Raw genomic sequence first — 24,028 nt, 5'->3', positions numbered from 1 at the left:
CTAGCGTGGGCGCGATGTTCCTCATGCCGACCCGGCCGGTCACGCCACCCCCGTCGATCAACCGCCTCCGGCAGGCGGCCGAGCACGCCAGACACGCCGCCGGGCGCCTCGGGCACGCGGTCGCGGCCGCCACCGTCGTCGCCGTCACCGCACTGGCCGTCCTCGTGCCCTCGGACGCGGTCGCCGCGCCCCCGCCCCCGCTTCCCGGCCCCGACATGACACGGGTGTCGTACGACTGCGCGAAGGACCAGTGGCCCTGGGGCTGCGTCGCCGAGTGCGAGAGCGGCGGCCGCTGGGACGCGAACACGGGGAACGGCTTCTACGGCGGGCTGCAGTTCTGGCAGCCCACCTGGGAGGCGTTCGGCGGGCTCAAGTACGCCCGGCGTGCCGACCTGGCCACCCGCGCGGAGCAGATCAAGATCGCCGAGAAGGTGGTGGCCTCCCAGGGCTGGGGCGCATGGCCTGTCTGCTCCCGGAGATACGCGCTCCAGGGCCGCATGCACGTGGTCAAGCACGGCGAGACACTCGCGTCGATCGCCCGCAAGTACAAGGTCAAGGGCGGCTGGCAGGCGCTGTACAAGGCCAACAAGCAGATCGTCGGAAGCTCGCCGGACAAGCTGAACGAGGGCACCCTGCTGGTCATCCCGGAGGGTTCGGCCGGCTCCCGCAACCTGGGCCCCGTCCTGTTCGGTCCGCCACTGCGCCCGTCGCTCTTCGCGCAGGCTCCGCCGCCTCTCCGCTGAACACGACCGCGCCCCGGCTCAGTTCGTACACGAACGTCGTCCGGTCGGTCCGCCCCCGCAGCCCCGGCGGCAGTCGCTGCTCCGCGACCACCACGCACGCGTCGAGACCGGCCAGCAGGTCGTACGTCCGTGCCGCGACCGCCGGGGACATGCCCTGCGCGGGTTCGTCGACGAGCACCACCCGCGCGCGGGCGAGCAGGGCACGGGAGACGGCGAGCATCCGCTGCTCCCCGCCCGAGAGCGTGCCCGCGCGGCGGGAGAGCAGGGGCTCCAGCCGCGGGTAGGCGTCGAGGGCGGGGGAGAAGTCGCCCGCGGCCAGCTCCAGGTTCGCGCGCACGGTGAGCGAACCGAAGACGGCCCGGCGCTCGGGGACAAGGCACAGGCCGAGCCGGGCGCGTTCGTGCGCGGTCCGGCGGGTGACGTCGACACCGTCCCACACGACCGCCCCGCCGGACAGCGGCACGGTTCCGGCCAACGCGTGCAGCGCCGTCGTACGGCCGGATCCGTTGCGGCCGAGCAGCACGGTGAGACCGGGACCCGGGGCGACCAGGGTCACCCCGTGCAGGGCCTCCAGCGGGCCGTAGCGCACGCGCGCGTGGCGCAGGGCGATGCTCACCCGCCGTACCCCCTCTCCAGTACGCGGTCGGCGGGGCCGGACGTGACGATCCGTCCCGCCACCATGACGTGGACGGTGTGCGCCAGGTCGGCGACGAGATCGAGGTCGTGCTCGACGACGAGGAGGGCGGTGCCGTCCGCGGCGAGCGCCCGCAGCACCCGCGCCAGCGCGGTCACTTCGGGGGCGTCGAGTCCTGCCGCGGGCTCGTCCAGCAGCAGTACCCGGGGACTCCCCGCGAGCGCCCGGGCCAGCTCGACGCGGCGGAGCGTGCCGGTGGGCAGCCCCGCCGCGGGGAACGCCCGCACCGGCCCGTCGAGGCCGAGGAGCCGCAACGCCCGTTCCGCGGCCTCCGGATCGGTGGTCCGACCCTGCTCGGCACCGACCCGGACGTTCTCGGCCACGGTCAGGGTGGGGAAGACGGCGAGCTGCTGGAAGGTCCGCGCGATCCCCAGCCGGGTGCGCGCGTGCGCGGGGAGCCGGGTGATGTCCCGCCCGCCGAGCAGCACCCGCCCGCCCGACGGCCGCAGCGTGCCGGCGAGACAGTGGAAGAGCGTGCTCTTCCCGGCGCCGTTGGGCCCGACGACGGCCGTGACGCGTCCGGACCGGACGTCCAGGTCGACCCCGTCGAGGGCGGTGAACCCGCCGTACCCGACGCGCAGACCGCGGGCGCGCAGGGACACGGAGAGGGGAGCCCGCGGCTCGGCGCCCGCCGGGGGAGCGGAGACGGCCCCCGGCCGGGTGCGGTGCCCCGATGGGACGGCCGCTCCGGGCAGGGAGCCGCGCGGCGCGGGAGCGGTCGCTCCGGGCCGGCCGCGGGGCGGCGAGGGTGCCGCCGCCCCCGGCCGGGTGTGCGGGGACGGCGGGGGAGTGGCTCCCGGCCGGGTGTGCGGGCCGGCTGGGGTGGTGTCGCTCCGGACGGTGCCCGGGGCGGGCTGGAAGGTGTGGCCCGGGCCGGTACGGGCAGCGGGGCCCGGCGTGCCGGAGAGCGGCGAGGGGTGGTGGTCGCCGGGCCGGGTGGGCGTGGACGGCGGAGGAGTGGGCCGAGGCCGGGTGTGCGGGCCGGGTGGGGCGGTGTGGCCCTGGCCGCTGCGGGGTGCGGGTACGGCGGCAGGGACCGGCGTGCCGGAGCGCGGTGCGGGGCGGTCGGCCGGCCGGGTCGCCACGGGCAGCAGCCGCCGGCGTACCCGCGACCCCAGCGGGGTCAAGGACACCTCGCGGCGCAGCCGGAGGCGGGAGGCCGCCGTGCGCAGCGCCTCGTAGGGACCGCCGGGGAACCGGCCGACGAGGACCGCCAGGACGCCGACCAGGGCCGCCGCGACGCCGCCGCGCGCCCCCGCGTCGAGGCCCACCAGCAGCGCCGCCGCGGCCAGTGCGCCGAGGACGCTGTCCGCGCCGAGGACCACGACCGCCGCGAACCACAGCAGCCCGCGGACCGGGTCGTAGGCCGTGGCGTCGAAGGCGCGCAGCCCCATGCCGAGCATCCCGCCGCCCAGCGCGGCCAGCGCGGCACCCGCGACGAACGCGGCCAGCTTCAGGGCCGGGACGCGGACGCCCGCCGCCGAGGCGCCCGGCTCGTGGTCGCGCAGGGCGGCGAGGGCGCGGCCCGTCCGTCCCCGGCGCAGAGCGTTCGCCGCCAGCAACGCGGCTGCCAGCAGCCCCAGTTCGAGCACGTAGTACGCCCGGTCGCCGCCGAAGCCGGCCGGGCGGCCGAGGGACAGCCCCGACGTGGCGTACGGCTGGGCGAAGACGAACCGGCTGACCCCCACCCCCACGGCGAACGTCGCGAGCGCGAGCGCCAGGCCGTGCCGCCGGATGGCCGGCCAGCCGGTCAGCACACCGAGCGGCGCGACCAGGAGCACGGCCACGGCGAGCGCGGCCAGTTCGGGAAGGCGCGGCAGGCCGGGGAAGCGGCCCGCGGCGAGCAGCGCCGTGAAGAGGGCGCCCAGACCCGCGTACGCGGCCTGCCCCAGCGAGATCTGACCGCCGCGGCCGGTGACCACGACCAACGACAGCAGCACCACGCCCAACGCCGGCACCTGGACCGACGTGTGCAGGTCCGAGCCGGCGAACCCGAGGGGCAGCAGGAAGAGGACGACCGCCACGATCCACGCCCCCGGCGGCGTCGCCACGCGGGCCGTCGCCGTGCGCGGCAGCGCGTCACGGGTGCCGACGCCGGGCAGGACGAGCGCCGAGAACAGCAGCGCCACCACGAACAGGTTCGCGCCGACCGCCTGGAGCAGCGGTTCGGCGCGGCCCGCGGGGTGCAGCCGGGTCAACTGGCTCTGCCCGACCGCCACACCGAGGGCCACCACGACGGCGACGGGGAGACTGCGCATCCGCGCGGCCACCGCCACCGCCATCACCTCCATGACCAGCAGCGGCATCCCGTACGGGTCCAGACGCACGTACGGGGCGAGGAGCACGCCGGTCAGACCCGCCGTGAAGGAGCCGAAGGCCCAGCCGGCCGCCGCCACCCGGTCGGCGTCGATGCCGCCGAGCACGGCGAGCGGGCGGTCGTCGACGACGGCGCGCAGTTCGATGGCGAAGCGGGTCCGCCGCCGCGAGCCCAGCGGGCGTCCCCTCGGCGAGCGAAGTACGGCGCCCACGCCCGCGGCGAGCGCGAGGGCCACCGCCAGCTGCCCCCAGGGGTCGGCCGACACCACGGTCGGCGCGTCGGCCCGTGCCCCGGTGCCCCACACCAGTGCCGCCCCGCCGACCAGCAGCACGAAGACGCCGATCGACGCGACCAGCGTCTGCGCCGGGTCGCCGCCGAGCACGGCCAGCGGCCGGAACACGAAGCGCTCCAGCGCCACCCCGATGGCGGGGGCCACCACGAGCAGGGTCACGGCCGTACCGAGCGCGAGCGGCCAGCCCCACTCGACGGTGAACTGACGCAGCAGGAAGGCGCACACCATGGCGACGGCGCCGTGCGCGAAGTTGAGCACCCCGGTGGCGCGGTGCGTGACGATCAGACCGACCCCGGTGAGCGCGGCGGCACTTCCCACCGAGAGACCGGCGAGCGTGAGGTCGTACGTCAGGGACGCCACGGGAGGGCCGTCAGTCGCCCGGACCGGCTGCGGACGGCTCGCAGATCGGGCACGGCCCGAGTTCCCCGCCGGCCAGGACCCGCGAGTCCACCGGCACCGCCTCCGCCTTCCCGGCGACCAGCGGGCAGTCGGCGCGATGCCACAGCGTGCCGCCCGGCACCATCGACAGGTCGCCGCTGGAGGCCAGGGGCGCGCTCACGGCGCCCCCCGACTCCGCCGCCCCGGCGGGCTCGGTCGCCACCAGCAGTCCGTACAACTCCTCGACGCGCGCCGCGGCCAGTGCGTTCCTGCCGTGCGTGAGCAGCACCGCGCCCGCGATGATCAGCGCCGCGCCGGGCACCGTGCACGAGGCGAGATACGGCAGTTGGCGCTCCGCGTAGCGCTCGCCCGAGATGCCGTACCAGCCGATGACGCACAGCACCGCTCCGGCGGCGAGCGCGGCCCACCCGGCCCACAGGACGGGGTGCACGGTCCGCAGTCGAGATGTCCGCATCCGGGCTCCCACACGTCGTGTGTCTGTCCATGTCAGCCAATGGCTTGCACTATGCCTTCTGGAAGCTGACCCTGAAAGCACCGGGCGCACATGGCCCGGACTACACCCGGTGGTGAGCCAGATGGTTCTCGGGAGCGAACTCAGGCGGCCAAGTGGCCGGGCAGCGGCGGCGGTTCTCGTCCTCGCCGCCGCCCTCACGGCATGCGGCGACGACAGCGGCGGTGGAGGCGGCGCCCCGCCCGCGCCCTCCGTGGAGCGGTCCGCCGACCCCTCGCCCAGCGCCACCGCCCCGTCCGACCCGGCGGCAGCCGAGAAGGAGATCGAGCGGAACTGGGAGAAGTTCTTCGATCCCGCCGTCCCTCAGAAGGACAAGCAGAGCGTCCTGGAGAACGGCGACGCCATGACCCAAGTCCTGAAGAGCTTCAACGGCGACAAGCGCGGCCAGGAGGTGCAGGCGCACGTCGAGGAGATCGAGTTCACGTCACCGCGGGACGCGGACGTCACGTACTCGCTGACCCTGAAGGGCGCGACCGCGCTGCCGGGCGCCTCCGGGACGGCCGTCGAACAGGACGGCACCTGGAAGGTATCCGTCAAGACCCTGTGCGCACTGGTCCAGTTGAGCGGCAATGAGTCGCCCGGCCCCGGCTGCTGAGGCGCTCGCCCTCGCGCTGCTCCTCCTGCTGGGCACGGCCTGCGGCAGCCGCCTCCCCGAGAGCGACTTCGAGAACCGGTCCACCCCCACCCGGCAGGGAGGCACCGCCCCGATCCGGGTCGGCATCGTCACCAGTGCCACCAGCCCCGTCGGCGGCTCGGCCTTCACCGGCCCGCGCGACGGGGCGAAGGCCTACTTCGACCGCCTCAACGCCCGTGGTGGCATCGACGGGCGCCGCGTAGAGGTGCGGCTGTGCGACGACGGCGGCAGCGGTGTCGGCAACAACGAGTGCGTGCACCGGCTGATCGACGAGGACAAGGTCGTCGCACTCGTCGCGACCACGGCCCTCGACTACGCCGGCGCCCCGCGCGTGTCGCACGCGCGCGTGCCCGACATCGGGGGCCAGCCCATCGGGCCGGCGTACGACACCTACCCGCACCTGTACGGGATCTACGGGAGTCTCGCGCCCCGGGACGGAACGCCGGGCTGGGGCGGGAACCTGTACGGGGGTACCGAGGTGTACCGCTACTTCAAGCGCGTGCACGGCGCCCGCACGGCCGCCGTCGTCTCCTACAACCAGTCCGCGTCGGCCGCCTACGCCCGGCTCGTCACCCAGGGTCTGAAGGCCGAGGGCTACAAGGTGGTCACCGAACAGGTCGACTTCGCGTTGCCCAACTTCCGGGCCGCCGCCGCCGATCTGAAGGACCGGGGAGCCGACCTCGTCTTCGACGCCGTCGACACGCACGGCAACGCGCAGCTGTGCAAGGCGATGGACGACGTGGACGCCGAGGTCATCGCCAAGGTCACCAATGTGCAGAACTGGACGTCCACCGTGGCCGAGGACTACAAGGACTCGCCGCGGTGCCGCAACGCCCTGTGGGCCACCGGGTCCAGCCGCGACTACGAGGACACCGCGAACCCCGCCGTACGCGAGTTCCGGGACGCGACCAAGGGGTTCGGGTCGCACTCCCAGTGGCAGCTGGAGGGCTGGGCGGCCGCACGGTGGTTCGCCGACGCGGCGAAGTCCTGCACGGCGGCCGGGGTCACCCGCGCGTGCGTGGACGCCTTCATGAACCGCGGCGAGCCCTACACCGCGGGCGGGCTGCTGCTGCCGGTCACGTACGAGCGGCTGGCCGAGCCGCCGACGACACGGCGGGCCTGCCTGTCGGTGGCCCGCTGGAAGGACGGCCGGGGCTGGGTCTCCCAGGGCGACATGAACTCCACCTGCTTCCAGGTCCCGCAACTGTCCTACCGGCCCTGAGCCCCCGGCCGCCGCCAGGACTCCCCTACGCAGACCGGCAGCAGTGGGGGAGTCCATGCCGACGGGGGACCTAGCTGGCTAAGGGAAGTCCATGCCGACGCGAGACCGAGTCCTCGCGGACCGAAGATGTCCGCAAGGGCTGACAGACTCGGGCCCATGTTGGACACCTCCGCACGGCTGCTCCGTCTGCTGTCCCTGCTCCAGGCCCACCGGGAATGGTCGGGTGCCGATCTCGCGGAGCGTCTCGGCGTCACGCCGAGGACGGTCCGGCGCGATGTGGACCGGCTGCGCGAGCTGGGCTATCCGGTCAACGCCAGCCCCGGCACGGGCGGCGGCTACCAGCTCGGCGCGGGAGCCGAACTCCCGCCGCTGCTGCTGGACGACGACGAGGCGGTGGCCGTCGCGGTCGGCCTGCGCACGGCCGCCGGCCAGGGCATCGAGGGCATCGGCGAGACCTCCGTACGCGCCCTCGCCAAGCTGGAACAGGTGCTGCCCCACCGGCTGCGCCGCAGGATCGGCGCCCTGAACGCGTTCACCGTGCCGATGCTGCGCGGCCCGCAGCCCTCGGCGGTCGACCCGGCCGTCCTCACCGAACTGGCCAACGCCTGCCGCGACGGCGAGCGGCTCCGGTTCGAGTACCGCGACCACGGCGGCTCCTCGACCCGCCGCACCGTCGAGCCGCACCGCCTGGTGTGCACCGAACGCCGCTGGTACCTGGTCGCCTGGGACGTCGACCGCGACGACTGGCGCACCTTCCGGGTGGACCGTGTCACGCCCAGGCCGCCGCACGGACCGCGGTTCGCGCCCCGCACCCCACCGGCCGAGGACCTCGCCGCGTACGTCTCCAAGGGCGTCTCCACCGGCGCGTACGCCACGCACGCCGTCGTCCGGCTGCTGGTGCCCCTGGAGGAGGCGGCCGAGCGGATCTCACCGTCCGCAGGAACACTCGAGGCCGCCGGTCCGGACAGCTGTGTCCTGCGGACCGGGGCGGCCAGTCTCGACGTCATGGTCGTGCACGTGACGATGACGGGATTCGAGTTCGAGGTCCTCGAACCCGCCGGGCTCACCGACGCGCTCACCGCGGCCCGGGACCGGCTGTCCCGGGCTCTGGAGCGGAGTTCACCGCCACGGCAGTGATGTGCACCGGGCGTCGTGGGCCGGCACGCCGCGCGCGGGGTTCCTGTGCCGGAACGGGTATTTCCCATGGGGCGTCAGATTCCACGGCGGGCCCCGGAATCGGAATGGAAAGGCCGCGCCGAGGCTTTGGATCCGTACATTCCATCGAGCTGTTCGGGACGGTGTCACGCCGGCTCCGAATTACGTTCGAAGGAGTGCAGAACGCGTAGGGAACCCCTCGTGCGTGTGACGGAGTTCGACCGAAACACGTGTCGTGATCCTGTGACAGAAGTGTGACCGGAGGGGTATGGGTGACGCTGGGTGGCGATCCGGACTTCCCCGGCCGGGGCGACGCCGCCTAACGTGGCCGTCATGGCACCCATTCCCCCTCATTCCGCAGAGCCCCAGGACAGTCCGGAGAGTTACGTAGGACTGGAGGCGAGCAGCGCCGAGCGCCGTGCCCAGGAGCACGGCTGGACCACGGTGCGCTCGCTGCCCCCGGGCGCGATCATCACCATGGAGTACCTCGTGGGGCGGCTGAACTTCGAGGTCACGGACGGTAGGGTCACGCGCTGCTGGAAGGGCTGACGGCACCGCACCGACGGGACCCGGTGGTCCCGGCAGGACCCGACCGACGCGCGAAGGCCCCCGGCTGTCAGGAGCCGGGGGCCTTCGCGGTGCGGGGAGAGGTGTGCGTACCGGCCCCGCCGTTCGGTTGTCCTCAGCCGCCCGTCAGGGGGCGGGCCGAGGTGGTGGCCGAGCGCGCCACCCGGTCGGCGTGCGGCGGGCGGCGACTGCCGACCGGGGTGACCGGGGTGCGCTCCGAGCGGGCCGTGTGCGGGCCGGGAGCCAGGTACACCGGTGCCCGGGGCGCGCGGACGGAGGCGGCCGACTCCCGCGCGGGGACCTCGCCGTCCGCGGTGGCGGGGTGCGGCACCATGGCGGGCACGCCGACCGGCGAGGCCGCGGGGGCGGGCACGACACGGCCGCGACGGGCGCGCCAGGAGTCGCGCAGCGAGAAGATCCCGGTCTCGGCGCGGGCGATCAGCGGCTCGCACCAAGGCAGCGCCAGCAGGATCAGCAGACCCGCGGCCCAGCCGAGGAGCACATCGCTCAGCCAGTGCGTGCCGAGGTACACGGTGGTCAGACCGACGCCGAGCGACGTCACCGCGGAAAGCGCGGACAGCCAGCGCCGGGCCCGTGGGGTCGAGGCCAGATAGGCCAGGATGCCCCAGGTCACAACGGCGTTGGCGGTGTGGCCCGAAGGAAATATATCGCCGCCCAGGCCCATCTCGTTCGAGCCGATGGTGATGGCGTAGTGGGGGCCGAGGCGGCCCATGCCCAACTTGGCGGCGCCGACCGTGATGTTGAGGAGCAGCAGCGAGGCACCCAGCGTGAGCAGCGGGCGCAGGGTGTGCTGCCGCCAGGAGCGCCAGCCCAGCCAGGCGGCGACCATCACGGCGGTGGGGCCGCGCTGGCCGAGCACCACGTAGTAGTCCAGGAACGCGTGGATCTCCGGCCATTGCTGGTAGGGCCGGAAGAACATGACCTGCCAGTCGAATCTGACCAGCCATGAAGTGATGGCGACGGCCCACACGATGGCCAGGTAGAAGGCCAGGGTCGCCGCGAACAGCACGACCCTGTGCCGGCTCATCCTCGGCACGTCGATGTGGGCCGGCCGTTCAGGTTCACGGTCGAGCCGGGCGAAGACCCGGTCCAGACGGGTCAGGTTTCGTTCGGTACGCACTCAATCGACGTTACAGCGAGTGAGCTGCGTTCCAGGCCGAATCACTCGCTTTGTGATGACGATGTGATGTGGGATTCCTCTCAGGTCCGTGTTTATTTTCTATGAATGTCTAATCCTCGGAGAGTGGACTCCGTAATTCCATTGATCCGTCCGTGGTTCGGTTTTATGACGCTTATATATTCGTTCACCGAATGCTGGGCTGGAATTCTCCGGCAGCTCACCGGGCGTCCGGGAGTCGATCATGGCGGACCGGAGCCGTTCAGCCAGAAGGCGCCGTAGACCGCGGAAGCCGCCGCCACGCCGCCCAGGACCGCCGCCGACCTGGGCGTACGCAGCCGGGACAGGGCGAGGGCGAGGGGCAGCAGAAGGGGGAAGGCGGGCAGCAGGAGGCGCGGTTTCGAGCCGAAGTAGCTCGACGCGCACAGGGCGAGCGCGGTGACGATCCCCGAGTACACCAGGAGCGGCAGCGGCTGCCCCTGGCGCACGCACGTCACGTACAGCCAGATGACCAGCGCGACGCCGACGATCAGTCCGACGCCGGCCAGGGCCGAGGGGAAGGACGTGAACTTGTCGGCGACGAAGCGCGCGAAGGCGTAGCCGCCGTCGAAGCCGTTGCGCCAGCCCGCCTGCACGTCGAGGTAGCCGAGCGGGCCCTTGCCCGTGCGACGGCCGACCCAGAGCACGTAGCCGGCGGCGCCGAGCGGCGCGAGAAGCATGCCGAGGGCGCGCCGCCACCGGGGTGCGCCGTCCGGGCCGGGCGCGCTTCGGTCCCGTACGAACGACATGACCGCTGTCACCCAGACGGCCGCGACCACCGCCACTCCCACCGGCCGGGTCAGCCCCGCGAGCGCGGCGAGCAGGCCCGCCGTGATCCAGCGGCCGGTCAGCACCGCGTACAGCGACCAGGCGGCGAGCGCCGTGAACAGTGACTCGCTGTACGCCATCGACTGCACGACACCGATCGGCAGCACCGCCCACACCAGCACGGCACAGACGCCCGCCCGTCGTCCGTACACATGCTCCGCGACGGCGAAGATCCCCCAGGCCGCGGCCAGCGACGCCGCCGTGCTCACCAGCAGGCCCGCGTCCGCGGACGACAGCGGCGTGAGGGCCGAGCCCAGACGCTCCAGCCAGGGCAGCAGCGGGAAGAAGGCGAGGTTCGAGTGCACGTCGCCGTTCGGCAGTCGGACTTCCCAGCCGTAGCCGAGGTCGGCGACCCGGGTGTACCAGAGCGCGTCCCAGCGGGCCGTGAGCAGGGTGTGCGCGCTCTTGCCGTTCGCCGCGCTCCACGCGGCGAGGACCACGAGCCCCAGCGCGCGGACGCCCGCGTACCCGAGGAGGGCGGGGGCCGCGCGGCGCAGGGCGCCCGCGCGGGGCGGCTTCGCGACAGGTGTCTCAAGATCGGTCACGGGCTCGATTATCGATGTCGCCCGGAACCGTGGGGCCCGGCGGGGCGTGGTGCTCCGAGGGGAGCGTGGCGTACGCCACACGCAATGCAGGAAGAACGTGAGAGGTCTGCCACGCGTCATCGCCGGGAACTCGCGTACTGTGGGCGGCTCACTCGCCTTTGTTGCGTGGGCCGGGACTCCGCTCCCCCAGGCCACAGCCCCAGGGAGTCCCCACCCTGAGGTTTCCGCCGAACGCGAGGGAACATCTGGGAGGTACGTACATGTCCGGGACGACCACGGCCGCTGCGCGATGCCGTCGGGAGACCGGGGCCGGTGCCAACCGCTGGGTCGTCCTCGTCGTCCTGTGCGTCAGTCTGCTGCTGGTGGCGCTCGACGCCACGGTGCTGCACGTCGCGGTGCCCGCCGTCACCGAGGACCTCAGGCCCGGCGCGATAGAGCTGCTCTGGATCGTCGACATCTATCCGCTGGTCTGCGCCTCGCTCCTCATACTCTTCGGCACGCTCGGTGACCGCGTCGGCCGCCGACGCGTCCTCCTGCTCGGATACGCCCTCTTCGGCGTCGCCTCGGCCGTCGCGGCCTGCGCCGACAGCGCGCAGGTCCTGATCTTCGCGCGGGCCCTGCTCGGCGTCGGCGGCGCGATGATCATGCCCGCGACGCTCTCGATCCTGCGCCAGGTCTTCCCCGACCGACGGGAGCGGGCCCTGGCGATCGGCATCTGGAGCGCGGTGGCCGCCGTGGGCGCGGCGGTGGGACCGCTGCTCGGCGGCTTCCTCCTCGAACACTTCTGGTGGGGGTCCGTCTTCCTGGTCAACATCCCGTTGATGCTGGTCAGCCTGCCGATCGGACGGATGCTGCTGCCCGAGTCGAAGGGGGACCGCAACGGTCCCTGGGACATCGTCGGCGCCCTGATGGCCGCCGCCGGACTCTTCGGGCTCGTCCTCGGCGTGAAGCGGCTCGGCGGCGGGGAGGCCCCGTTCGGCCCGCTCACACTGAGCCCCCTGCTCCTGGGCGGCGCGCTGCTGGCCGGCTTCGTCCGGCGCCAGCGGCGGCGTGCGCATCCGCTGGTCGACCTGCGGATGTTCGCGCGGCCCGCGTTCAGTACCTCGGTGGGATGCATCGTCCTCGCCATGCTCGCCCTGGTCGGTCTGGAGCTGATCGCGGCGCAGTACCTCCAGCTCGTGCTCGGCCTCTCGCCGCTGGAGACGGGGCTGCGGCTGCTGCCGCTCACCGTCGCGGCGATGGCCGCCGGGCTCGCCGGGGCCAAGATGCTGCGGCGATTCGGCCCGCGCACGATGGTCAGCCTCGGTTTCTGCCTGACCGCCGCCGCGGTCGTCACGCTGACCGCGATGGGCGGGAACGACAACACGGGGCTGCTGCTCTTCGGCTTCGTGCTGCTCGGTTTCGGTCTGGAGACCACGCTCTTCGGAGCGTACGAGTCGATGCTGAGCGAGGCGCCGCCCGCGCAGGCCGGTGGGGCCGCCGCCATCGGCGAGACCTCCTACCAGCTGGGTGCGGGCATCGGGATCGCGCTGCTGGGGAGTGTGATGAACGCCGCGTACAAGCCGGGGCTCTCGTCGGTTCCCGGGGTTCCGGCCGCCGACTCGACCGCGGCGGGGCACTCGCTCGGGGAGGCGTACGAGGTCGCCGGGCGGCTCGGCGGGGCGCCCGGTGCGGCCCTTCGGCATGCCGCGCGGGACTCCTTCGTGCACGGTCTGCATGTGACCCTGCTGGTCAGCGCGGGCCTGCTGATGCTCGGCGCGGTGATGGCGCTGCGGTTGCCGCGGGTCATGGAGTGCCCGGCGCCGGCGGCGGGTCCGGCGGAGATCCCGGCACCCCGCGAGGTCGCCGAGTCCCGCGTGACCGCGTAGCTCTCTCCGGCCGTGCGCCCACCGACTCCGCCCGCCGGCCCGTGCGGGTCCTCCGGCAGGGCGCGTGCCCGTGGCGCGTGGCCGTGAGTCTGTGGCCGTACGTTCGCGGCCGTGTTTCGTGGTCGTGTGGGGGAGGGCCCCTGGACGTGCGGGACACTGCGTCGTAACGTCGGCCGCGACGTCGTAACTAACACTGCTAGTTTTAGCGTGCCGGAGGCTGCCTCATGTCCGCGTCCTCGAAGCTCCCGCCCTTCGACCCCGCCGACCCGCTCGGCATCGACGACCTGCTGGACCCGGAGGACCTCGCCGTCCGCGACACCGTGCGGACCTGGGCGGCCGACCGGGTGCTGCCGCACGTCGCCGAGTGGTACGAGAAGGGCGAGCTGCCCGGCATCCGGGAGCTGGCGCGGGAGCTCGGCGCCATCGGGGCACTCGGCATGTCCCTCCAGGGGTACGGGTGCGCCGGGGCGTCCGCGGTGCAGTACGGTCTGGCCTGCCTGGAGCTGGAGGCCGCCGACTCCGGCATCCGTTCCCTCGTCTCCGTTCAGGGCTCCCTCGCCATGTACGCCATCCACCGGTTCGGCAGCGAGGAGCAGAAGCAGACCTGGCTGCCGGGGATGGCCTCCGGAGAGATCATCGGCTGCTTCGGGCTCACCGAGCCCGACCACGGCTCCGACCCCGCCTCCATGCGCACCCACGCCAAGCGCGACGGCGGCGACTGGGTCCTCAATGGGCGGAAGATGTGGATCACCAACGGGTCCGTCGCCGGGGTCGCCGTGGTCTGGGCCCAGACGGACGACGGAATCCGCGGCTTCGTCGTCCCCACCGACGTGACCGGATTCTCCGCGCCCGAGATCAAGCACAAGTGGTCACTGCGGGCGAGCGTCACCAGCGAGCTCGTCCTGGACGACGTACGGCTGCCCGCCGACGCAGTGCTGCCGGACGTCGTCGGGCTGAAGGGACCGCTCAGCTGTCTCTCGCACGCCCGGTACGGGATCGTGTGGGGCGCCATGGGCGCGGCGCGGGCCAGTTTCGAGGCCGCCGTCGAGTATGCGAAGACGCGCGAGCAGTTCGGCCGGCCCATCGGCGGCTTCCAGCTGACCCAGGCGAAGCTCGCCGACATGGCGGTCGAGCTGCACAAGGGAATTCTGCTCGCCCACCACCTCGGGCGGCGCATGGACGCGGGACGGCTCCGTCCCGAACAGGTCAGTTTCGGCAAACTCAACAACGTGCGGGAGGCGATCGAGATCTGCCGCACCGCGCGGACGATCCTCGGCGCCAACGGAATCTCGCTCGAATACCCCGTGATGCGGCACGCCACGAATCTGGAGTCGGTGCTCACCTACGAGGGCACCGTCGAGATGCATCAACTCGTGCTGGGCAAGGCGCTCACCGGACTCGACGCCTTCCGGTAGAGCCTTGGGGACCCCGTGGGGCAGGGCCGGTGAGCGGCCCTGCCTCAGCTCTGGTTGAAGAAACCGTCCGTCTGACGACCCGCGGCCTCGCCGCTGACGATCTCCGTGTTGGCGGGGGTCAGCAGGAAGACCCGGGTGGCGACCCGTTCGATCGTGCCGCGCAGGCCGAAGGTCAGGCCGGCCGCGAAGTCCACCACGCGCTTGGCGTCGGCGGGCTCCATGGACGTGAGGTTGATGATCACCGGGACGCCGTCCCGGAAGAGCTCGCCGATGCCGCGCGCGTCCCGGAAGCTGTCCGGGGTGACCGTGCCGATCCGGCGGCCCTTCTCCTCCGCCGTCTCGGACGCGACCTTCACCCGCGGGTCGGTGACCCAGGCCTCGCCGGACTCCTGTCCCTCGGCGTAGTCGTCGTCGTAGTAACGCTCGTCATCGTTGTCGTCGACGAGGCCAAGCCAGGCACTCGCCTTGCGCACCGATCCCATGGACGCCTCCTCTCACAGCGGTCTTTCGTGCTTTCCGCATCCCCATGGTCGTCCATGATGCGGATGTCGCGCCAAGTGGATAGACGCCGCGCGGGGGTTTCGTGACGGTACTGGTGCACAGCGAATCCGTCGAGAGCCCCGGTATCCCAAGGGTCTTGCTGTGTACGGCTGCTGACTGAGAGTGAAATATGATTTCCCACGGCGTTCGGGTGACGGTCGGTGCGTACGGGTGAACGGAGTGGTCGTTAGGATGCCGCCGCTCAACGTCGTACGTGTCACGGGGGAGTGTCGTGTTCGGAATCGTGAGGCCCTGCAGCCACCGTCTCGGTGAAGGACTCAAGACCCAGTGGATGGCCCACTTGTGCGGGCTGTGTCTCGCGCTGCGCGGTGACCACGGGCAGTTCGCGCGGATCGTCACGAACTATGACGGTCTGCTGATATCCGTTCTGACGGAGGCTCAGGCGGAGCGGGCGACGGGATGGCGCCGGACCGCCGGGCCCTGCCCGCTGCGCGGCATGCGCACCGCTTCCGTCGCTCAGGGCGAGGGAGCGCGCCTCGCCGCCGCTGTCTCGCTGGTGCTCGCCTCGGCGAAGGTCCGCGACCACGTGGCCGACGGGGACGGGCTGTTGGCGCGCCGGCCCGTGGCGCTCGCCGCCCGCCGGGTCGCCGCGAGCTGGGGCAGGGCCGGCGCGCGCACCGGTTCCGACGTCGGCTTCGACACCGCCGTGCTCGTCGACGCCGTGGACCGGCAGATCGGCATCGAGGCGCTGGCCGGGCCCGGAACGCCGCTGCTCACCGTCACCGAACCGACCGAGACCGCCACGGCCGCAGCCTTCGCGCACACCGCCGTACTCGCCGGCCGGCCCGGCAACGCGGAGCCGCTCGCCGAGGCGGGACGGCTCTTCGGACGGCTGGCGCACCTGCTGGACGCCGTCGAGGACAGGGAAACTGACGCCGCGTCGGGAGCCTGGAACCCGCTCACGGCCACCGGGACGTCGCTCACCGAGGCACGGCGGCTCGCCGACGACGCCCTGCACGGGATCCGGCTCGCGCTGCGCGAGGTCGAGTTCACCGACGGCAAGCTGGCGCACCTGCTGCTGGCGCACGAGCTGGGCAGGTCGGTGGACCGCGCGTTCGGCTCGTCCGCGTGCGGGCACGCGGCGGACGGCGCGCGCGGGGGTGCGGGCGCGCACGGGCCGGGAGGCGTCCTGGCGCCGCCGGCCGGCGGCTTGCACCCGGTCGAGGGTTCGTTCGGACCGCCCCAGCAGGGCGGTCCGTACGGCCCGCAGAGCCCCCACGCCCCGCACGGTCCCTACGATCCGCAGAACCCGTACGGCGGTGGCGGCAACCCCTTCGGCGGTGGACCCTCCTTCCAGCCGCCCGGTCCCGGCAAGCGCGGCTTCTGGGCCGGGTGCGCCGCCGCGATCGGCCTGTGCTGCACCTGCAAGGTCTGCTGCGCCGAGGAGTACGAGGGTCCCTGGTCGCGCAAGAAGCGCGAGGGCTGCCTCAGCGACTGTGACTGCGACTGCAACTGCTGCGAGGCCTGCCAGTGCTGCGAGTGCTGTGAATGCTGCTCGTGCTGCGACTGCGGGCTGTGAGGGTCCGCGGGCGGGAGTGAGCCGCCCGCTCGCCGTGGGTCGGGGGGCGCGCCCCTGCCCTTGCCGCCGGGTCGGTCATGCACCCCTGCCCTTGCTGCCGGGTCGGTCATGCACCCCTGCCCTTGCCGCGGGTCGGGCACGACCTATGGCAAGGGCGGGGGACGTCTGTTTCGCGGAGCGGCCAAGTGCCCTCCGGCAGCGGTGAGTTGATTCAGTCCTTCAGCTCCGGCGGCGAGATCCGTGACGTCTCGATGGCCGAGCCGGTCGTCCCCCACTTGTCGAGGATCTTCGCGTACGTCCCGTCGGCGATGAGCTTGTTCACCGCGGCCCGGAAGGCGGGTGCCAGCTTCGTGCCCTTCTCGAAGGCGAAGCCGACGTCGAGGCGGTGGAACTCGTTGAGGAACTTCACGCCCTGCTGGTGGGCGACGGCGTAGCGCAGGCCGTTGATGGTGCTCATCACGATGTCGCTGCGGCCCTGTTGCAGCGACGACCAGATGGCGCCCTGCTCGCTGTACGTCTGCACCTTGTACGGCTTCTTGCCGGCCTCGGCGCAGGCCTTGTTGTTCTCCTCCAGCGTCGCTTCGAAGGTCGTCCCCGCGGCGGTCGCGACGTTCAGGCCGCACAGCTGCGTCAGTTCGGTGATCTTCGAGAGCTTGCTGTCGGCGCGGGTGGCGAAGCCCTGGCCGTCGTTGATGTAGGTGACGAAGTCGATGGTCCTGCGGCGTTCGTCGGTGACGCCGAAGTTGCTGGCGCCGAAGTCGTACTTGCCGCTGTCCAGGGCCGGCAGGATCGCCTCGAAACTCGCGGACTCCTGCTTCAGCTTGATGCCGAGCGTCTTCGCGACCGCGTTCGCGAAGTCGACGTCCTGGCCGGTCAGGGTCTTCCCGTCGGTCAGGTAGGTGGTGCCGGGCGGTGCGCCGGAGATGCTGACCCCGACGGTGAGCGAGGTGGTGCCGGCCGGCAGCAGCCGGGCCGCGGCCTCGTCCTTGCGGACGACCGAGACGACGTCCGTGGTGGGGATCTTGTCGGCCTTGGCCGCGGCCTGGGCGGTACCCGCCCCGCCGGTGCCGTCCGAGCCGGAGCCGCAGGCGGTGAGCAGCAGCGTCGCGGAGGTGAGAAGGGTAAACGTCGCAAAATACCGATTTCGGGTACGCGTGAACGTACTCATCGTGTGCGGTCTCCTGAAGGCAGGCGGCGAGAAGCGAGAAGGCGTGACGCGGGGCGGCGCGAGGCCGGGAGGGGAGGGGTGCGCGTGTGAAGGCGGGGAAGGCCGGGAGAACGGCGAAAAAGGCGAGACGCGACAACTGCCTCAGGGGGCGTACGCGCAGGGGGTCAGCTCAACAGGACGAGGACCACACTCGACCGAAGTCGATGTGGGAGCGCGTGACCAGCCACTGCTGCGGATGCATGCGCCAAGTGGAACAGGCATCCGTTTCCGCGTCAACTGGCCTGAGACGTACGGCTCACAGTGTGGACATGCTTGACAGTGAACGGAAACGGCACCGTACTCTCGATCGACGGCCCTGCTGAGGGGCTCGGCCGTCGGCGCCCCGAGGCGCTCCGTGTGAAGGCATCCACCGTGTTCGATCCGACGTATCACGGAGCCTTCGCATGTCCTCCGACACACTCACCAAGGCCGCCGCGGCCGCACCACAGGAAGCGGCGCCCCTGCGCATCGTCCCGCAACGCCGTCTCGGACTGTGGGCCACCGCTGTCGCGGTCCTGGTCCTGCTCGGGCTCGCCCTCAACTCCCTCGCGCACAACGACGCCTTCCAATGGGGCGTCGTCGGCGACTACTTCACCTCGGCCTCCGTACTGCGCGGCCTCTGGCTCACCCTCTGGCTGACCGCGGTCGTCATGGCGCTCGGCTTCGCCCTCGGCACCCCGCTCGCCGCGTTCCGCCTCTCCACCAACCCCGTGCTCCGGGCGGTCAGTTGGGGGTACGTCTGGCTCTTCCGGTCGATGCCGATCCTGGTGCAGTTGCTGTTCTGGTTCAACATCGGGGCGCTGTATCCGCAGATCCTCGGCGTGAAGACGGTGAACCTGCTGGGCCCGGTCACCGTCGCCGTCCTAGGCCTGACCCTGCACGAGGCCGCGTACGCCGCCGAGGTGGTGCGCGGCGGCATCCTCTCCGTCGACCGCGGCCAGATCGAGGCGGCACAGGCGCTGGGCCTGAGCCGGTGGCGCCGCTGGCGCAGGATCGTGCTGCCGCAGGCGATGCGCTCCATCGTGCCGCCGGCCGGGAACATGCTGATCGGCACGCTCAAGGGCACGTCCATCGTCAGCGTCATCGCCGTACAGGACCTGCTCTACTCGGTGCAGCTCGTGTACCACCGCACCTATCAGGTCATGCCGCTGCTCATGGTGGCCACGCTCTGGTACGTCGTCGTCACCTCCGTGCTGAGCGTCGGCCAGTACTACGTCGAGAAGCACTACGCGCGCGGCTCGGAGCGCACGCGATGAGGCCCTCGCTGGTGATCGTCGGAGCCGGTCCGCGGGGGACCGGTCTGCTGGAGCGGATCGCCGCCAACGCCGCGGAGCTGTACGGGGATCAGGACCTGGACATCCATCTCGTCGACCCCTATCCGCCCGGCGCCGGGCGCATCTGGCGCGAGGCGCAGTCACCGCTGCTGTGGATGAACTCGCAGGCCCAGGACGTCACGATGTTCACCGACGCGACCGTGGACATGGCGGGCCCGGTCCTCGAAGGCCCCACCCTGCACGAATGGGCGAGCCTGGACGGACGCACCTTCGCGGACCGGCCCCGGCAGGGCGCCTACATGCGCTGGGTGTACGAGCGTGCCGTGGCCGCACTGCCGCCGGGCATCCGGGTGCACCACCACGCGCGGCGCGCCCTGCGGGTCGGCGGTCCCGCCGAGGGCCGCCAGCAGGTGTGGCTGGAGGGCCGGCCCCGACCGCTCCACGCCGACCTCGTCGTCCTGACCCTCGGCCACCTCGACGCCGAACTCGACGACGAACAGCGCGCGTTGTCCGCCCATGCCCGCGAGCACGGCCTGGTCCATCTGCCGCCCGACTTCACCGCCGACAGCGATCTGTCCGTCCTCGCCCCCGGCGAACCCGTCCTCGTGCGCGGCTTCGGACTGGCCTTCGTCGACCTGATGGTGCTGCTCACCGAGGGACGCGGCGGACGCCACGACAAAGAGACGTACCATCCGTCCGGCCGCGAGCCCATCCTGTACGTCGGGTCCCGGCGAGGCGTCCCCTACCACTCCAAGATCGGCTACGGCTGGGAGGGCGAACGGCCCCCGCTGCCCCGCTTCTTCGGGCCGGCCGAGGTCGACGCGCTCCTCGCGCGTCCCGACGGCTTCGACTTCCGCGAGGACGTCTGGCCCCTCATCGAGAAGGAACTGGGCTTCGCCCACTACCACCGGCTGTTCTCCGCGCACCCCGAACGCACCCGCACCGCGTGGACGGACTTCGAGGAGAAGTACGCGGCCGGCGACGCCGCCGGGATCCGGGCCCTGGTGGCCGACGCGGTGCCCGACCCCGCCGACCGGCTGGACCTGACCGCCCTCGACCACCCGCTGGAGGGAGTGCGGTACGCCTCGCCCGAGGAACTCCAGAGCGGCCTGCGCAGTTATATCGAACAGGACCTGAGCAGACGCCACGACCCCACGCACAGCCAGGACTTGGCGGTCTTCCTCGGGCTGCTCTCGGTCTACGGCCAGCTGGTCCGGCTCGGCGACATCGGCTCGTGGTGGCACGGCTTCTTCAGCTATCTGGCGTCGGGCCCGCCCGGCCCGCGGCTGCGGCAGATGCTCGCTCTGTCCCGGGCCGGAATCCTCAGATTCGTGGGCGCCGGCATGACCGTCACCGCCGAGCACGGCGTCTTCCGGGCGAGCGGCGCCGGCGTGCCCGGCGCGACCGTCGAGGCACGCGCACTCGTCGAGGCCCGCCTGCCCCACCCCACCGTCGCGCGCAGCCGGGACCCCCTGCTTCGCGAGCTGCACGCCGACGGGGCGGCCACGACCCCCGAGGGACTGCTCGCCGTCGACCCCGCGGACGGCCGGATCCTGGACGCCTCCGGCACCCCGCATCCCCGGCGCTTCGCGCTCGGCCCGCACACCGACGCCCGGGGTTCCGGCGCCTTCACCCGGCCGCGCACCGGCGGCCCGGCCTTCCGGCAGAACGACGCGACGGCGCGTGCCGCGCTGGACTTCCTGCGCGCACTGCCCCGCCGCGCCGCCGCCTGACGCCGTACCCGTCTCCGTCCTTGTCCTCCGTGAAGGGAACCACCACCGATGAACGCGCCCGACGAGGCCACCGGCGAGACCGCCGTCTCCGCCGCGGCGGCCGGCACGAACCAGACCGGGGCCCCCGCCATGGTCGACATCAAGTCCGTCCGCAAGAGCTTCGGTCCACTGGAGGTGCTCAAGGGCATCGACCTCCAGGTCCGCGCCGGGGAGGTCACCGTCGTCATCGGGCCCTCCGGCTCCGGCAAGTCGACGCTGCTGCGCACCATCAACCACCTGGAGAAGGTCGACCAGGGCCGGATCAGCGTCGACGGCTCGTTCGTCGGCTACCGGCGCTCCGGCGACAAGCTGTACGAGCTGCCCGAACGCGAGATCCTCGGACAGCGCACCCGGATCGGCTTCGTCTTCCAGAACTTCAACCTCTTCCCGCACCTCACGGTGCTGGAGAACATCGTGGAGGCGCCGGTCCACGCCCTGAAGCGGCCTCGTGAGGACGCCGTCGCCGCGGCACGCCGGCTGCTCGACCGGGTCGGGCTCGCCGACAAGGCGGACGCCTATCCGAAGCAGCTCTCGGGCGGCCAGCAGCAGCGCGTCGCCATCGCCCGCGCCCTCGCTCTCGAACCGAAGCTGCTCCTCTTCGACGAGCCGACCTCCGCCCTCGACCCCGAACTGGTCGGCGAAGTCCTCGACGTCATCAAGGACTTGGCCCATCGAGGCACCACGATGATCGTCGTCACGCACGAGATCGGGTTCGCCCGCGAGGTCGCCGACACCGTGGTCTTCATGGACGACGGCCGCATCGTCGAACAGGGCGCCCCCGGCGACGTACTGGAGCGCCCGGCACACGAACGCACCCGGGCGTTCCTGGCCAAGGTCCTGTGAACGGGCCCCGCGAGCACGGGCCCCGAGCGGCCCTGGCCCCGTGGATCCCCCCACCGAAAGGTTCCGCGTCATGACCGCACAGCCCGGCCGGGCGCTTCTGCATCTGGCCGCCGCCCTCGACCGGCAGGGGGTTCACGACGTCGCCTCCCTCGGGGAGTCCGTGCGGCTCGCGGAGCTCGGCGCGCTCGACTTCGTCACGCTCGGCGACTCCTTCGCGCGGCCCGGACTGGACGCGCTCGCCGTCCTGGCGCGGCTCGCGCCCGCCACCCGGCGGATCGGTCTGGTGCCGACCGTGACCACCACCCACACCGAGCCCTTCCACGTCCAGGCCGCCGTCGCGACCCTCGACTGGGTCAGCCGGGGCCGCGCCGGATGGCACATCGACGTGTCGACCACCGAGGGCGAGGCCCGGCTGTTCGGCCGGCGCCACGCCGCGCCCGCCGACGCCCTGTGGCGGGAGGCGGGGGAGGCCGCCGATCTGGCCGCCCGGCTCTGGGACAGCTGGGAGGACGACGCGGTGATCCGCGACGAGGCCACCGGCCGCTTCGTCGACCGGGACAAGCTGCACCATGTCGACTTCGAGGGCAGCGCCTTCGCCGTCAGGGGCCCCTCGACCGTGCCGCGCCCTCCGCAGGGCCACCCCGTGCGGGTGGTCGACGCCACCGAGCGGCACGCCCGGCGGACGGCCGCCCGTCACGCGGACGTGGCGCTCGTCCGGGTCGCGGGCCCGGCGCAGGCGCGTGCCGTGCGCGACGAACTGCGCACGGCCGCGGCCGAGTCCGGACGCGACCCCGACCGCCTGCGCGTGCTCGCCGGCCTCTCGGTCGACCTCGGCGACGGCGAGCGCGCCGCCGAGCCGGGCCACGGCGGCGGCGGACCCCGGCAGACCGCGCAGGGCCCGCTGTACCGCGGCGGCCCCGTCGACCTCGCCGAACTGATCGCGGCCTGGCACCGGGCCGACGCCGTCGACGGTTTCCACCTCACGCCCGTCGAGCCGCGCCGTGACCTGGAACGGCTCGTCAACGGAACGGTCCCGCTGCTCCAGCACCGCGGACTGTTCCGCACCTTCTATCCGGGCAGCACGCTCCGGGAACACCTGGGGCTGACGCGGCCCGCCAACCAGTACGCCGTGACAGGGGGAGCGTCATGACCGTACGCAAGCGGATCCATCTCGCCGCGCACGTCCCCGGCACCGACGACACCGTCCGGTCCGGCCCGCGCCCCGGGTCCCCGGCCGAGTTCGCCTCCTTCGCCCACCTGGCGCGCACCGCCGAACGCGGACTCTTCGACTTCCTCCTCGTCGCGGAGGGGCTGCGGCTGCCCGAGCACAAAGGACGCATCCACGATCTCGACGTCGTGGGACGGCCGGAGACCTTGACCGTGCTGAGCGGGCTCGCCGCGGTGACCGAGCGGCTCGGACTCGCCGCCGCGGCCTGTACGGCCTTCCACGAACCGTACGAACTCGCCCGGCGACTCGCCACGCTCGACCACCTCAGCGGGGGCCGGGCGGCCTGGAACGTGGTGACGTCGCCGGACGCCCGGACGGCCGAGAACTTCCGGCGCCTCGCCCACCCGGACCCGGCAGGCCCTCCCGAAGCCCCCGACTCCGCCGGGACGGTGCGCGACCCCCTCGCCCGCGCCGCCGAATTCGTGCAGGTCGCACGGGAATTGTGGGACTCCTGGACGCCCGACGGGACACCCCGCCCGTTCGCGCACCACGGCCGGCACTTCGACATCGCGGGCGAGTTCACCGTCCCCCGCGCGCCGCAGGGGCACCCCGTGGTCATCGGATCCGCGGACTCGCCGCAAGACCGTGAGTTCGCCGCGTCCGCCGCCGACGTCGTGCTCACGCGGCACGGCACGCCGCAGGAGAGCCGCGCGCTCTACGCCGATGTGAAGGGACGCCTCGCCGCGTACGGCAGGGCGCCTCAGGACCTCAGGATCATGCCCGGGGTCAGCGTCGTCCTCGGTGACACGGCCGCCGAGGCACAGGAACGCGCCGCCACGGTCAGACGAGAGCGGATCTCCCCGCAGGACGCGATCGTCGCCCTGGAACGGATCTGGGGCGTGGACCTCTCCGCCTACGATCCCGACGGCCCCCTTCCCGACATCGACCCGGACCCCGGATCGACCCTCGTGCGGGGCCGGGCGCGGGCCGCCGAACTCCTCGCGGTCGCCGAGAGGTGGCGGACCCTGTCACGGGAGAAGGGCCTGTCCATCCGGCAGACCGTCATCGAGGCGTCCGCCCGGCAGTCCTTCGTCGGCACCCCGCAGGCCGTCGCCGACGAACTCGACGAACTGGTCCGGACGGACGCCGCCGACGGGTTCGTCCTCTTACCGCATCCGACTCCCGGTGGACTCGACGAGTTCGTCGACCGGGTGGTGCCGCTGCTCCAGGAGCGCGGCACGTTCCGCACGGAATACACGGGCACCACGTTGCGCTCACACCTCGGGTTGCCGGAGCCCGTATGGAAGGGTTGATCAC

20 protein-coding genes are annotated in these 24,028 nt (G+C 72.6%); 13 read left to right on the top strand and 7 right to left on the bottom strand.

Going from position 1 to position 24,028, the window contains the following annotated elements; all coding sequences use genetic code 11:
- Positions 1-14: 14 nt before the first annotated feature.
- A complete protein-coding gene (locus BKI49_RS07015) occupies positions 15-743 on the top strand; it encodes a LysM peptidoglycan-binding domain-containing protein (RefSeq protein WP_306453544.1) in 729 nt (242 codons plus the stop codon).
- Here the strand turns inward: BKI49_RS07015 and BKI49_RS07010 are convergent.
- From BKI49_RS07010 to BKI49_RS07000, 3 genes are read right to left on the bottom strand one after another with little or no spacing between them, the layout of a single operon-like run.
- On the bottom strand, positions 640-1,359 hold the full coding sequence (locus BKI49_RS07010; protein ID WP_095933319.1) for an ATP-binding cassette domain-containing protein: 720 nt from the start codon (positions 1,357-1,359) through the stop codon (positions 640-642). The genes BKI49_RS07015 and BKI49_RS07010 overlap by 104 nt on opposite strands.
- Positions 1,356-4,406 carry an ABC transporter permease subunit gene (locus BKI49_RS07005; RefSeq protein ID WP_095933318.1) on the bottom strand — a complete coding sequence of 1,017 codons (3,051 nt, stop codon included), beginning with the start codon at positions 4,404-4,406 and terminating at the stop codon, positions 1,356-1,358. The genes BKI49_RS07010 and BKI49_RS07005 overlap by 4 nt, the downstream gene beginning before the upstream one ends.
- A 10-nt stretch (positions 4,407-4,416) precedes the next feature.
- Positions 4,417-4,899 carry a hypothetical protein gene (locus BKI49_RS07000; RefSeq protein WP_095933317.1) on the bottom strand — a complete coding sequence of 161 codons (483 nt, stop codon included), beginning with the start codon at positions 4,897-4,899 and terminating at the stop codon, positions 4,417-4,419.
- A 121-nt stretch (positions 4,900-5,020) separates the two neighbouring features.
- On the opposite strand from BKI49_RS07000, the gene BKI49_RS06995 reads away from it, so the two are divergent.
- The 4 genes from BKI49_RS06995 to BKI49_RS06980 all read left to right on the top strand — a co-directional run bounded on the left by BKI49_RS06995 (position 5,021) and on the right by BKI49_RS06980 (position 8,516).
- Positions 5,021-5,551 carry an MTB12 C-terminal domain-containing protein gene (locus BKI49_RS06995; protein ID WP_179332356.1) on the top strand — a complete coding sequence of 177 codons (531 nt, stop codon included), beginning with the start codon at positions 5,021-5,023 and terminating at the stop codon, positions 5,549-5,551.
- Entirely contained in the window at positions 5,526-6,812 is a 1,287-nt protein-coding gene (locus BKI49_RS06990) for an ABC transporter substrate-binding protein (RefSeq protein ID WP_095933315.1), read from the top strand. The genes BKI49_RS06995 and BKI49_RS06990 overlap by 26 nt, the downstream gene beginning before the upstream one ends.
- 156 nt (positions 6,813-6,968) lie before the next feature.
- Positions 6,969-7,949 carry a helix-turn-helix transcriptional regulator gene (locus tag BKI49_RS06985; protein ID WP_095933314.1) on the top strand — a complete coding sequence of 327 codons (981 nt, stop codon included), beginning with the start codon at positions 6,969-6,971 and terminating at the stop codon, positions 7,947-7,949.
- 351 nt (positions 7,950-8,300) lie between these two features.
- Complete coding sequence (locus BKI49_RS06980; protein WP_028805256.1) at positions 8,301-8,516, top strand: I78 family peptidase inhibitor; 216 nt, start codon at positions 8,301-8,303, stop codon at positions 8,514-8,516.
- Between the two features lie 133 nt (positions 8,517-8,649).
- On the opposite strand, the gene BKI49_RS06975 is transcribed toward BKI49_RS06980, so the two are convergent.
- Positions 8,650-9,675: a phosphatase PAP2 family protein gene (locus BKI49_RS06975; protein ID WP_095933313.1), complete on the bottom strand. Its 1,026-nt coding sequence runs from the start codon at positions 9,673-9,675 to the stop codon at positions 8,650-8,652.
- A gap of 239 nt (positions 9,676-9,914) precedes the next feature.
- Positions 9,915-11,084 (bottom strand): glycosyltransferase family 39 protein, encoded by a 1,170-nt coding sequence (locus tag BKI49_RS06970; protein ID WP_095933312.1) that lies wholly within the window; start codon positions 11,082-11,084, stop codon positions 9,915-9,917.
- A 260-nt stretch (positions 11,085-11,344) separates the two neighbouring features.
- Between BKI49_RS06970 and BKI49_RS06965 the strand changes: the two genes are divergently transcribed.
- Entirely contained in the window at positions 11,345-12,952 is a 1,608-nt protein-coding gene (locus tag BKI49_RS06965) for an MFS transporter (RefSeq protein ID WP_095933311.1), read from the top strand.
- A gap of 224 nt (positions 12,953-13,176) precedes the next feature.
- Entirely contained in the window at positions 13,177-14,367 is a 1,191-nt protein-coding gene (locus tag BKI49_RS06960; protein ID WP_095933310.1) for an acyl-CoA dehydrogenase family protein, read from the top strand.
- Between the two features lie 44 nt (positions 14,368-14,411).
- Here the strand turns inward: BKI49_RS06960 and BKI49_RS06955 are convergent, their stop codons facing one another.
- The gene (locus tag BKI49_RS06955; protein WP_028805261.1) at positions 14,412-14,849 is read right to left on the bottom strand and encodes a cell division protein SepF; all 438 of its coding nucleotides are present in this window, start codon (positions 14,847-14,849) and stop codon (positions 14,412-14,414) included.
- Positions 14,850-15,139: 290 nt separating this feature from the next.
- Between BKI49_RS06955 and BKI49_RS06950 the strand changes: the two genes are divergently transcribed.
- Positions 15,140-16,447 carry a DUF5685 family protein gene (locus tag BKI49_RS06950; protein ID WP_095933309.1) on the top strand — a complete coding sequence of 436 codons (1,308 nt, stop codon included), beginning with the start codon at positions 15,140-15,142 and terminating at the stop codon, positions 16,445-16,447.
- A gap of 211 nt (positions 16,448-16,658) precedes the next feature.
- Here BKI49_RS06950 and BKI49_RS06945 read toward each other — a convergent pair whose 3' ends face one another.
- A complete protein-coding gene (locus BKI49_RS06945) occupies positions 16,659-17,615 on the bottom strand; it encodes an ABC transporter substrate-binding protein (protein ID WP_095933308.1) in 957 nt (318 codons plus the stop codon).
- A 443-nt stretch (positions 17,616-18,058) separates the two neighbouring features.
- On the opposite strand from BKI49_RS06945, the gene BKI49_RS06940 reads away from it, so the two are divergent.
- From BKI49_RS06940 to BKI49_RS06920, 5 genes are all read left to right on the top strand, one after another.
- Positions 18,059-18,910 (top strand): amino acid ABC transporter permease, encoded by an 852-nt coding sequence (locus BKI49_RS06940; RefSeq protein ID WP_095933307.1) that lies wholly within the window; start codon positions 18,059-18,061, stop codon positions 18,908-18,910.
- Positions 18,907-20,661 (top strand): FAD/NAD(P)-binding protein, encoded by a 1,755-nt coding sequence (locus BKI49_RS06935; RefSeq protein ID WP_095933306.1) that lies wholly within the window; start codon positions 18,907-18,909, stop codon positions 20,659-20,661. Before BKI49_RS06940 ends, BKI49_RS06935 begins: the two co-directional genes overlap by 4 nt.
- 129 nt (positions 20,662-20,790) lie before the next feature.
- On the top strand, positions 20,791-21,543 hold the full coding sequence (locus tag BKI49_RS06930) for an amino acid ABC transporter ATP-binding protein (protein WP_095933417.1): 753 nt from the start codon (positions 20,791-20,793) through the stop codon (positions 21,541-21,543).
- Positions 21,544-21,613: 70 nt separating this feature from the next.
- Positions 21,614-22,693: an LLM class flavin-dependent oxidoreductase gene (locus BKI49_RS06925; RefSeq protein WP_095933305.1), complete on the top strand. Its 1,080-nt coding sequence runs from the start codon at positions 21,614-21,616 to the stop codon at positions 22,691-22,693.
- Positions 22,690-24,024, top strand: coding sequence for an NtaA/DmoA family FMN-dependent monooxygenase (locus tag BKI49_RS06920; protein ID WP_095933304.1), 1,335 nt, complete (start codon positions 22,690-22,692; stop codon positions 24,022-24,024). The genes BKI49_RS06925 and BKI49_RS06920 overlap by 4 nt, the downstream gene beginning before the upstream one ends.
- Positions 24,025-24,028: the final 4 nt, after the last annotated feature.

This window comes from Streptomyces sp. Tue6028 (assembly GCF_002300165.1).
GTDB classification, from domain to species: domain Bacteria; phylum Actinomycetota; class Actinomycetes; order Streptomycetales; family Streptomycetaceae; genus Streptomyces; species Streptomyces siamensis.
Note: the sequence above shows the minus strand (reverse complement) of the source record. Positions and strands in the feature narration are given on the sequence as shown.